General features: G+C 67.1%; 10 protein-coding genes and 1 pseudogene. 5 read left to right on the top strand and 6 right to left on the bottom strand.

The genetic code is table 11. The features are described 5' to 3' along the window. A pseudogene (locus tag QM693_RS21345) lies at positions 1–186 on the bottom strand (glutathione peroxidase); the annotation flags it as partial. Between the two features lie 82 nt (positions 187–268). Next, complete coding sequence (locus tag QM693_RS21340; protein ID WP_005244413.1) at positions 269–1,654, bottom strand: C4-dicarboxylate transporter DctA; 1,386 nt, start codon at positions 1,652–1,654, stop codon at positions 269–271. A 160-nt stretch (positions 1,655–1,814) separates the two neighbouring features. Here QM693_RS21340 and QM693_RS21335 point away from each other — a divergent pair, with 160 nt between their 5' ends. The 4 genes from QM693_RS21335 (at position 1,815) to QM693_RS21320 (ending at position 5,041) form a co-directional block, all read left to right on the top strand. Continuing rightward, complete coding sequence (locus tag QM693_RS21335; RefSeq protein ID WP_283353368.1) at positions 1,815–3,380, top strand: sensor histidine kinase; 1,566 nt, start codon at positions 1,815–1,817, stop codon at positions 3,378–3,380. After that, on the top strand, positions 3,377–4,066 hold the full coding sequence (locus tag QM693_RS21330; protein WP_283353367.1) for a response regulator: 690 nt from the start codon (positions 3,377–3,379) through the stop codon (positions 4,064–4,066). The genes QM693_RS21335 and QM693_RS21330 overlap by 4 nt, the downstream gene beginning before the upstream one ends. 81 nt (positions 4,067–4,147) lie before the next feature. Continuing rightward, a complete protein-coding gene (locus tag QM693_RS21325) occupies positions 4,148–4,699 on the top strand; it encodes an LppP/LprE family lipoprotein (protein ID WP_283353366.1) in 552 nt (183 codons plus the stop codon). Between the two features lie 162 nt (positions 4,700–4,861). Continuing rightward, positions 4,862–5,041 carry a hypothetical protein gene (locus tag QM693_RS21320; protein WP_164058811.1) on the top strand — a complete coding sequence of 60 codons (180 nt, stop codon included), beginning with the start codon at positions 4,862–4,864 and terminating at the stop codon, positions 5,039–5,041. Between the two features lie 102 nt (positions 5,042–5,143). Here the strand turns inward: QM693_RS21320 and QM693_RS21315 are convergent, their stop codons facing one another. The 4 genes from QM693_RS21315 to QM693_RS21300 are packed head-to-tail and all read right to left on the bottom strand — an operon-like array spanning position 5,144 to position 9,146. Next, positions 5,144–7,273, bottom strand: coding sequence for a S9 family peptidase (locus tag QM693_RS21315; protein ID WP_283353365.1), 2,130 nt, complete (start codon positions 7,271–7,273; stop codon positions 5,144–5,146). Between the two features lie 3 nt (positions 7,274–7,276). Next, positions 7,277–8,161, bottom strand: coding sequence for a phosphoribosylaminoimidazolesuccinocarboxamide synthase (locus QM693_RS21310; protein ID WP_005566431.1), 885 nt, complete (start codon positions 8,159–8,161; stop codon positions 7,277–7,279). 11 nt (positions 8,162–8,172) lie between these two features. Then, complete coding sequence (locus tag QM693_RS21305; protein ID WP_280778745.1) at positions 8,173–8,481, bottom strand: hypothetical protein; 309 nt, start codon at positions 8,479–8,481, stop codon at positions 8,173–8,175. A gap of 11 nt (positions 8,482–8,492) precedes the next feature. Next, positions 8,493–9,146: a DJ-1/PfpI family protein gene (locus QM693_RS21300; RefSeq protein ID WP_283353364.1), complete on the bottom strand. Its 654-nt coding sequence runs from the start codon at positions 9,144–9,146 to the stop codon at positions 8,493–8,495. A 207-nt stretch (positions 9,147–9,353) separates the two neighbouring features. Here QM693_RS21300 and QM693_RS21295 point away from each other — a divergent pair, with 207 nt between their 5' ends. Next, positions 9,354–10,310: a GlxA family transcriptional regulator gene (locus QM693_RS21295; RefSeq protein ID WP_280778747.1), complete on the top strand. Its 957-nt coding sequence runs from the start codon at positions 9,354–9,356 to the stop codon at positions 10,308–10,310. Positions 10,311–10,314: the final 4 nt, after the last annotated feature.

Raw genomic sequence — 10,314 nt, 5'->3', positions numbered from 1 at the left:
GCCGATCACGGTCAGTCCGCGGTCGGCGTAGTCGGTGGCGAGCTTCTCGAGGCCCTTGTACTGCGGGGTCAGTCCACACTTCGAGGCGACGTTCACCACGAGGACGGCGCGACCGTCGTATTCGCCGAGCGAGGTCGGGGTGCCGCCGAGTGTGTTGATGCCGATGTTCTGAACAGGTGTCGTCATGCGCACCAACGTAGCCAACAAACCTCTGTGCGCCCAGGCTTCGAATCGCCCGGGCGCACAGAGGTTTACTTCGGAGTGGGTGTCAGCTCTTCACGAGGACCCGCGGCTCGTCGGCGGCAGGGGTCTCGGTGGCCTGCTCTTCGACGACCTCGCCGTGGCCGTCGTCGACCATCGTCGACTCGTCGAACGGGAGCTTGCCGTCGAGGACGGTGCGGACGCGCTCGTTGTCGATCGTGTTGGTCCAGGAACCGACGAGCAGGGTGGCGACGGCGTTGCCGGAGAAGTTCGTGACCGCGCGGGCCTCGGACATGAACCGGTCGATACCGACGATGAGGCCGACGCCGTCGAGCAGTTCGGGACGGTGGCTCTGCAGGCCGCCCGCGAGGGTGGCGAGCCCGGCGCCGCTGACTCCGGCAGCACCCTTGGACGCGATGATCATGAACACCAGCAGCGACAACTGCTCGGGGAAGGACAGCGGCTGGCCCATTGCGTCGGCGATGAAGATCGACGCCATGGTCAGGTAGATCGCCGTGCCGTCGAGGTTGAACGAGTAGCCGGTGGGGACGACGACACCGACGGTGGTGCGCTCGACGCCGACGTGCTCCATCTTCGCGATCAGACGGGGCAGGGCCGACTCGGACGAGGACGTGGCGAAGATCAGCAGGTACTCGCGGGCCAGGTACCGGACCAGCTTGAAGATGGAGACGCCTGCGACCACGCGGAGCACGGATCCGAGGACACCGAACACGAAGATCAGGCAGGTCAGGTAGAAGCCGAGCATGAGCGTGGCGAGCTGGACGACGGCGCCGAGACCGGTCTGGCCGACGACGTTCGCGATGGCACCGAAGGCACCGATCGGTGCGAGCCACAGGATCATCGACAGAATCTTGAAGACGAGCTTCTGCACGGAGCCGACAGCGCGCAGGATCGGCTCACCCTGCTTGCCCAGGGCCTGCAGTCCGAAGCCGACGAGCAGCGCGACGAACAGGGTCTGCAGCACGCTTCCCTCGGTCAGCGCCGACATCAGCGACGTGGGGATGATCGACTGGAGGAAGTCCATGGTGCCGCCGGCGCCGTGGGCCTTCTCGGCGAGCGCCGCTCCGGTTCCCGCGGTGTCGGCGCTGATGTTCAGGCCGGAGCCCGGGTTGAGCAGGTTGCCCACCAGCAGGCCGATGCCGAGCGCGACCGTCGACATGCCGATGAAGTAGGTGAGCGCGAGTCCGCCGACCTTGCCGACCTTGGCGGCGGCCTTCACCGATCCGATGCCGAGGACGATCGTGCAGAAGATGACCGGGCTGATCATCATCTTGATGAGGTCGACGAACATCGTGCCGAGCACGCCGAGCGATTTGCCGACTCCCGGAGCCAGCCATCCGACGAGGACGCCCGCGACGACGGCGACGATGACCCCCATGTACAACCAGTGTGTCCGGTCGCGCTTCTTGGTCTTCCCTGTCGCAGTACTCATGGGGTTGTCCTCCAATTCGAGTGGCAAGCTGATCGGTGAGGCCGGTTAGTGACCGCGATCACGTCTTGGAAGAATCTTCTAAGCGATCGCTTGGCTGGAGAAGTTTGTGTTCATTACGTTCAGGAGAAATGCATTGCCGCACCATCCGCCGAGACGGCCCATGAGCGTCGCGAGGCAGCTCTTCCTCCTGCAGCTCGTCGTGTTGGTGCTGGTCATCGGCGCCGGGACCGCGCTGGCCATCGTCGATCAGCGTCGCGACAGCGACGAGACCACCCGACGTGCCGTCACGGCCGTCGCGACCACGCTCGCGATGTCGGACGGCACCGTCGAGGCTTTGCGGTCCCCCGACCCAACGGCGGTTCTCCAGCCTCAGACCGAGCGGATCCGTGCCGCGACCGGCACCGATTTCATCGTCGTGATGACGCCCGCCGGCATCCGCTTCACCCACACCAATCCGGAGCTGATCGGCGGGGTGTTCTCCGGCAACATCGAGCGCGCGCTCCGCGGGGAGACGTTCACGGAGACGTATGCCGGCTCGCTGGGACCGTCGATCCGGGCCGTGGCCCCGGTGTACGACGGCGACCGGATCGCGGGTCTCGTGTCCGTCGGCGTCACGCGTGAGAAGATCGGCGACCAGTTCGCCGCAAGTTTGCCGACCATCTTCGCGGTCGCCGCGATCGGTCTGGCGGTGTCGGCGGCCGGCTCGTTCCTGCTGAGCAGGCGCCTGCGCCGTCAGACACTGGGGATGGCGCCGGACGAGCTGCGGCAGATGTACGAGCATCACGACGCCGTCCTGCACTCGATCGGCGAGGGCCTGGTGGTGCTCGGCCGCGACAGCGGTGACACCGCGAAGGCCGAGGTGGTGAACGACGAAGCGCGCCGCCTCCTCGATCTCCCGGAGGGCCCCGTCCCGGTGGCCGCGCTGCCGGAGTCGTTGCGGCAGTCGCAGGACGACGATTCCCGGGACGAGGTACACGTGACCCCCGACCGCGTGCTGCTAGTCAGCCGGGAGCCCGTGACGTGGGAGGGACAGCGTCTCGGGACGGTGCTGACCCTTCGCGATCGCACCGAATTGCAAAGCGTCATGGGCGAACTCGACTCCGTGCGCGGATTCGCGGAATCGCTGCGGTCGCAGGCGCACGAATCGGCGAACCGTCTGCACACGATCATCACGATGGTCGAACTGGGCCGCTACGACGACGCGATCGCGTTCGCCACCGAGGATCTACGGTTGTCGCAGGAATTGATCGACCGCCTGATGACGGCGGTGCACGAACCCGCGCTGGCCGCACTGCTGCTCGGCAAGGTGGGTGTGGCCGCCGAACGGGGAGTCGACCTGACCGTCACCGAAGACACCGCTCTCGGACCCGTCGCGCCGCTCAGTGCGCGTGAACTCGTCACGCTGGTGGGTAATCTCGTGGACAACGCGATCGACGCCGCCCGCGGTGCGACGGAATCCCCCGGAGAGGATGCGTGGGTGGAAGTGACCGTCCGTCAGGATAATTCGATGATGGTGGTGCGCGTGGCCGACAGCGGCCCCGGTATTCCCGCCGACGAACTCGACAAGGCGGTCACGCGCGGCTATTCCACCAAGTCGGGCCAGCGCGGACTCGGGCTGGCGTTGGTGGCCCAGGTGGTGGCGCGGCACGGCGGGGCGATCCACACGGAGCCGTCGCTCGGATCGATGATCGTCGTCGAGATCCCGATCGACGAGGCCGCCTCGTGATCCGCGTGATGATCGTCGAGGACGAACCGCTCATCGCCGAGGCGCATCGGGCGTATGTGGAACGCATTCCGGGTTTTTCGGTCCACACCGTCGTTCACGACGGCAACGGCGCCATGCGCGCGGTCGCCGCCGCGAACGGCAGCGACGACCCCATCGACCTCGTCCTCCTCGACATCGGCCTGCCGGATGCCAGCGGACTCGACGTGGCGGCGGCACTGAGCGGCGTGCGACCGAGCCCCGACGTGATCGCGGTGACCTCGGCCCGCGACCTCGAGATGGTCCGCACCGCCGTTGCGCGCGGAATCGCGTTGTATCTCCTGAAGCCGTTCACGTTCGCGGCGTTCCGCGACAAACTCGAGCGGTACCGGGAATTCCGCGACGCCCTGCCCGCCGGAAGCAACGCGTTGAGTCAGCACGACATCGATCGGGCGATGTCGGCGCTGCGCACCTCCGACGAGCGCGCGGCGTCCCCGAAAGGCGTTGCACCACAGACACTCGACCACGTCTCCGCCTGCGTCCGTGACGCTGCGGGACCGCTGACGGCGGCCGAGGTGGCGGCCAGCATCGGGGTCTCGCGGGTCACGGCCTGGCGGTATCTCGAACGCCTCGCCGACGACGGGGTGCTCGCCCGGCACACCGAGTACGGCCGGGCGGGGCGCCCGCAGATTCGGTACGCGCTGCGCTGACCCCGTAACGAACCGGCCACGCCACGCGAGACAGTGAGTGAGGCGAAGTAATTCCTGTCGGGGACGATGCAGGGAGAGCACATGAAGACTCACGTGGCAGCATTTCTGACCGTCGCGGCCGCGACCGCGCTCACCGGGTGCACCGGAAGCGACGACGCGGCAGAATCCGCCGCCTCCCCGGTCCCACAGGCCGCTTCTGCCGCAGAAGTACGCAGCGGACCGTGCCTCGACCTCGATTCCACACTGGTCACCGACGCGTTCGCGACGCTCGGCAACGCACCAGGTGGCGATCCGTGGGTACCCGGAGCCGCGTCCGATGCCGCCGGCGAGGACTGCCCCGCGCTGCTGTGGGCCACGGCGGAGACACCCATGGGGACGGTGAGTTCACCGACCCAGGTGCTGTTCTTCCACGACGGCACGTATCTGGGCACCGCGACAGCCGAATCGTATGCCTACACGCGGGTGGTCGGGTCCACCGACGACTCCGTCTCGGTGCAGTACAGGTGGCTCGGCGAGCAGGACGCCAATTGCTGCCCGTCGGGCGGACCCGCGGTGATCACCTACTCCTGGGACGGGTCCAGGGTCGTAATGGAGCAGCCGCTACCGAAGGAGATGCTCGACTCCTACAAATGACATCCGACTACCATTGCGGCGCAACGGAATTGACATGACACGGAAGGCGCCACCGGAGACGGTCGAGAAAAGCTCTGCCAGAGGTTGTGACCTGCATCACATCGGTGGACGATTGGAGAGGAGTCACCTCCGGCTCGCAGTAACTCAGTCAAGGACCTTCACATGTCTAGCAGAATTGCCACCACACTCGCCGCAATCGCAATGACCCTGTCACTCGGCGCTCTCGCCGCCCCCGCAGCTGTCGCCGCACCGCTCGCTCCCGCACCGACCCCGGCAGCCGGTTCGATCTCGGTCTGCCTCAACCTGCCACTGGGGTCGGCCAGCATCAGCTTCTGCATTTGAGCCCTGCGAGGCGGAAAGTCCCCTGACAAGCCGACTTCCGCCTCGCCCGCCATGCTTTTCACACGCCGAGGTATCGCATCCTCGGCGCGCGTGCCGCAGTACCTAATCGCCGATCGTGTCGAGCACCCACGCGAATTCGAACGCTACTTCCTTCCACTTCTCGTAGCGTCCGCTGACGCCGCCGTGCCCGGCGCTCATCTCCGTCTTGAGGAGGAGCGGCGAGTCGCCGGTCTTGGTGGCGCGCAGTTTGGCGACCCACTTCGCCGGTTCGACGTAGAGCACCCTGGTGTCGTTGATGCTGGTGATCGCGAGGATCGCCGGGTAGTCCTTGGCCTCGACGTTCTCGTACGGACTGTACGAGCGCATGTATTCGTAGACCTCGGGGTTTTCGAGCGGGTTGCCCCACTCGTCCCATTCGATGACGGTCAGCGGCAGTGAGGGGTCGAGGATCGACGTCAGCGGGTCCACGAAGGGAACGTTGGCGAGGATTCCGGCGAACAGTTCGGGTGCCAGGTTGGCCACCGCACCCATCAGCAGGCCGCCCGCGCTGCCGCCGTCGGCGATCATCTGCTGCGGCGTGGTGCGTCCAGTGTCGATCAAATGCTGTGCGCTCGAGACGAAGTCGGTGAAGGTGTTCTTCTTCGTGAGCGTCTTGCCGGTCTCGTACCAGTGCCGGCCCATCTCGCCGCCGCCGCGCACGTGCGCGACCACGAACACCACTCCGCGGTCGAGCAGGGACAGCCGCGCGACGGAGAACGCGGGATCCATGCTGGCCTCGTACGATCCGTACCCGTAGAGGAGGGTCGGGGCGGGGTCGTCGACGCCGTTCGTCTTGCGCCGGACGATCGAGAGCGGGATGCGCGTCCCGTCCTCGGCGACGGCCCAGTCGCGTTGCTGCTCGTAGTTGCCGGCATCGAATTCCCCGAGCACGGGTTGCGACTTGCGCAGGGCGAGTTCGCCCGTCGACAGCACGTAGTCGTAGACCTGGCCGGGCGTGATGAACGAGGTGAACGCCATCCGCAGTGTCGGCTGCCGCCATTCCGGGTTGGCCCCGAGCCCGACGCTGAAGAGTTCCTCGTCGAATTCGATCTCCGTGAACTCGCCGTAGCCGTCCTCACCGAGCGGCCAGATCGCCAGCCGGGTCAACGCCTCCCGGCGGTAGCCGAGCACGAGGTGGTCGGCGAACGCGTCGACCTCCTCCAACCGCACGTCGGAGCGGTGCGGAATGAGGATGGTTTGCGACGTCGGGTCGGACACCGGCGCGTCGGCGAGCACGAAGTTCTCGGCCTTCTCACCGTCGACGACGTCGTTGTGCATGATCAGGAAGCGGTCTTCCCCTGCGACCACCGCGTGCTCCACGCCGTATTCGACGCCCTCGCGTCGCGGCAGCACCACCCGGAACTCGCCCTCGGGGTTCTCCGATTCGAGCACCCAGCCTTCGCTGGTGATCTTCGACCCCACCCAGATCATGAGGTACTTCTCGCTCCGGGTGGACCCGACCGACACCCAGAACCGCTCGTCCGGCTCGTGGAACACGGTGACGTCCTGCGCGCGGTCGGTGCCGAGCTTGTGCCGCCACACGGTGTCGGGGCGCCAGGACTCGTCGACGGTGAGATAGAAGACGTGACTGTGGTCGATGGCCCAGGTGGCGCCGGGTGCGGTCTCGGGGATTTCGTCGGGCAGCAGTTCGCCGGTCACGAGGTTCTTGAAGCGCAGCGTGTAGCGCTCGTCGCCGACCACGTCGACCGAGTACGCGAGGAGCGTGCCGTCGTGGCTGAGGGAGAAGGCGCCGATGGAGAAGAAGTCGTGTCCCTCGGCCTCGGCGTTGCCGTCGAGCAGCACCTGCTCACCGGGCAGTTCGACACCGGGAGCCAGTTCCGGCGGGGTCCAGTCGTCGGGTCCGGCGATCGGTGCCCGGCACTGGACGCCGTACTGCTTGCCCTCGATGGTGCGGGCGTAGTACCACCAGTCGCCCATCCGGGTGGGAACCGACATGTCGGTCTCCTGCGTGCGCGACTTGATCTCCTGGAAGATCTGGTCCCGCAGCGGCGCGAGATGCGCGGTCTCCTGCTCGGTGTACGCGTTCTCGGCCTCGAGATACGCGACGACTTCGGCGTCTTCCTTGTCGCGCAGCCACTCGTACTCGTCGACGAACGTGTGACCGTGGTGGACGCGTTCGGTGGGCACCGTCTTCGCGACCGGCGGGGTCAGTTTCGCGCCTTCGGAGGTCATGTCTCAGCCCACCCAGTCCGCGAACGACAGACCCGAGATCCGCTCGTACGCTTCGATGTACCGCTCGCGGGTCGCTTCCACGATCTCGGCGGGCAGCGGCGGCGGCGGAGTGTCGGACGCGCGGTCCCAGCCGGATTCGGGGCCGGTGAGCCAGTTGCGGACGAACTGCTTGTCGAAGCTCGGCTGCACCTTCCCGGCCTCGTACCCGTCGGCCGGCCAGTACCGGGACGAGTCGGGGGTGAGGACCTCGTCGGCGAGAACCAGGTTGCCCTGCGGGTCCAGTCCGAACTCGAGCTTGGTGTCCGCGAGGATGATGCCCCGGTCCGCGGCGAAGTTGGACGCCCGGCCGTAGATGTCGAGGGTGTCGTCGCGCAGCTTCACGGCCAGGTCCTGGCCCACCTTCTCGACCACGGCCTCGAAACTGATGTTCTCGTCGTGCTCGCCCAGCTCGGCCTTGCTGGCGGGCGTGAAGATCGGGTCGGGAAGCTGGCTCGCCTCCACCAGGCCCTCGGGCAGTGCGACGCCGCACACCGCGCCGGTCTCGTTGTAGTCGATCAGCCCCGACCCCGTGAGGTAGCCGCGGGCCACGCACTCGACGGGGACCATGTCCAGCTTCCGGACCACCAGCGCGCGGCCGAGGACCTCTTCGGGGATCCGGCTGTCGTCGGGTTCACCGGCCAGATGGTTGTTGCCGCCGAGGACGCCGAAGAAGAAGACGCTCATCGCGGTGAGCACCCGCCCCTTGTCCGGGATCGGGGTGCTCAGGACGTGGTCGTAGGCGGAGATCCGGTCGCTCGCGACCAACAGAAGGTGCTCGTCGTCGATCGTGTAGAGGTCGCGGACCTTGCCACCGGCCAGATGGGCGTATGAATCGAGTGAGGGGCGCACGGTGACCCAGCCTATCGGTCGGGCACCGACCGGCGGCCGCTGACCTTCGAGCTGGGCAGACGTCCCGCCGTAGACTTCCCCGTCATCTCGTCGCCCTCGACGAGGACATCGAACTGCAAGTGGAGGCGCAGCGGCTTGGTGATGGACTGAGACCAGGTAAGCCGGTTCCCGTCGAGTGTCAGGTCGGTGAGCGGGACTTCCTCGGCGGCTCCGCGAGCGATGCCGCGAAGTTCCCCGTCCTGCGTGACGAAGGTCAGTTCGACTCGTTGCTTTCCGATGGGCGTGGCGATCACGACGTTCCAGGTGCCGTCGACAGACATGGCTCTGCTCCTCAGATGGTGGTGGGTTCGAGCCCACGGGCACGCCAGACGGTGCCGCGGCGCTCGTAGGCGAACAATGTCTCGACCGCGTGCGCGATGCGCGGTCCCAGTTCCCGTTCGAGTAAATACAGTCCGAGGTCCAGACCTGAGGTGACGCCGGCCGCGGTGACGAGGTCACCGTCGTCGACGACGCGGGCGTCCACGGCGACCACCCCGGTGGCGTCGAGCAGATCCATCCCCAGGTGATGGGTGACGGCGTGGCGGCCTTCGACGAGTCCTGCCATCGCGAGCACGAGCGACCCACCGCAGACGGTGGCGACGATCAGGTCCGGGTCGGCACAGGCCTCCCGCAGTACTTCGGGGAGCCGTGTCTCGAGGGTCCGTCCGAGAATTCTCGGGATGGTGTCGTCGCCCTCGGTGCGCTCCTCCACGCGCCCCGACGCACCCGGCACGACGATCACATCGGCCCGGCCCGCGTCGAGCGTGGCGGCGGCCCGCAGACTCAGCGGCGCCGTTCCGCTCGGGACCTCACGCACGCCCTCGGCGGAGGCCAATTCGACGGTCAGCGCGCCGTCGGCGTACAGGCCACCCGCGTGCAGTACCTCGAAGGGAGCGATGACGTCGAGCGGATCGAACCCGTCGAACAGCGCGATCTGGACATGCATCCGTGGTGCCTTTCCCTGTCCGCCTCGTGCCGAGTACACGAGGCGCTAGTGACGTTAGCCAGCCGATCGAGACCGGAGAACTGGCATTTTCGCCACATACCAACAGATTGTCGCCACGCCATCTGCGCAGATTTCTGCATTTCGCATCGCCATTTACCGCCGTTATTCGCCCTTGGCGGAAATCGATCGACTGCGTAGGTTGTAGCCATGCACACCGTGGCAGTCCTGGCACTCGACGGTGTCATCGCGTTCGATCTCGCCACCCCGATCGAGGTCTTCGGCCGCACCAGGCTGCCGGACGGGCGCGCGGCCTACCGGGTGAAGGTGTGTGCCCTCGGCGGTGACGTGGATGCCGGCGCATTCACACTCCGCGCGCCGTGGGATCTGAGCATTCTGGACGCGGCCGACACGATCATTCTGCCGGGGCTCGCCGACCCCACCGCTCCGCTTGCACCCGAAATTCTCGAGGCGCTGCGCCGGGCCGCCGACAGTGGCACCCGAATCGCGTCGATCTGCGTGGGGGCGTTCACCTTGGCCGCCACCGGACTACTCGACGGCAAACGGGCGACGACGCATTGGGCGGCCGCCGAACTCCTCGCCGCGCGTCACCCACTGGTGGACGTGGATCCGGCCGTGCTCTACGTCGACAACGGCCAGTTCCTGACCTCGGCCGGTGCCGCGGCAGGCCTCGATCTGTGTCTGCACATGATCCGCTCGGATCACGGGTCGGCGGTCGCCGCCGACGCTGCCCGGTTGTCGGTCATGCCGTTGGAACGCGAAGGCGGGCAGGCGCAGTTCATCGTTCACGAACGACCACCGTCCGCGGAAATGACGAGCCTCGACCCGCTGCTGAGGTGGATGCACGAGAACAGCCGCGACGATCTGACGCTCGACGACCTCGCCCGGCGAGCCGGGACGAGCACCCGCACCCTCAATCGGAGATTCCGCGAGCAGACCGGCACCACACCGTTGCAGTGGCTTCACCGCGTCCGGATTCATCAGGCGCAGTACCTCCTGGAGACCACCACGCACTCCGTCGACCGCATCGCCGCGCAGGTGGGCTTCGGGTCGCCGACGGCGTTCCGCGACCGGTTCAAGCGCGTAGTCGGCACCAGCCCCCATTCGTACCGCGCGGCGTTCCGGGGATCCTCGGCGACCGCGTAACGGC

The organism is Rhodococcus sp. IEGM 1305 (genome assembly GCF_030058635.1).
Lineage (GTDB): Bacteria > Actinomycetota > Actinomycetes > Mycobacteriales > Mycobacteriaceae > Rhodococcus_F > Rhodococcus_F opacus_D.
This window is presented reverse-complemented; position numbering and strand designations above follow the sequence as displayed.

Bases quoted from the DNA above. Each gene is read 5' to 3' on its own strand.
- QM693_RS21340 (WP_005244413.1), bottom strand. From the start codon at position 1,654: ATGAGTACTGCGACAGGGAAGACCAAGAAGCGCGACCGGACACACTGG.
- QM693_RS21335 (WP_283353368.1), top strand. From the start codon at position 1,815: ATGAGCGTCGCGAGGCAGCTCTTCCTCCTGCAGCTCGTCGTGTTGGTG.
- QM693_RS21325 (WP_283353366.1), top strand. From the start codon at position 4,148: ATGAAGACTCACGTGGCAGCATTTCTGACCGTCGCGGCCGCGACCGCG.
- QM693_RS21320 (WP_164058811.1), top strand. From the start codon at position 4,862: ATGTCTAGCAGAATTGCCACCACACTCGCCGCAATCGCAATGACCCTG.
- QM693_RS21315 (WP_283353365.1), bottom strand. From the start codon at position 7,273: ATGACCTCCGAAGGCGCGAAACTGACCCCGCCGGTCGCGAAGACGGTG.
- QM693_RS21305 (WP_280778745.1), bottom strand. From the start codon at position 8,481: ATGTCTGTCGACGGCACCTGGAACGTCGTGATCGCCACGCCCATCGGA.
- QM693_RS21300 (WP_283353364.1), bottom strand. From the start codon at position 9,146: ATGCATGTCCAGATCGCGCTGTTCGACGGGTTCGATCCGCTCGACGTC.
- QM693_RS21295 (WP_280778747.1), top strand. From the start codon at position 9,354: ATGCACACCGTGGCAGTCCTGGCACTCGACGGTGTCATCGCGTTCGAT.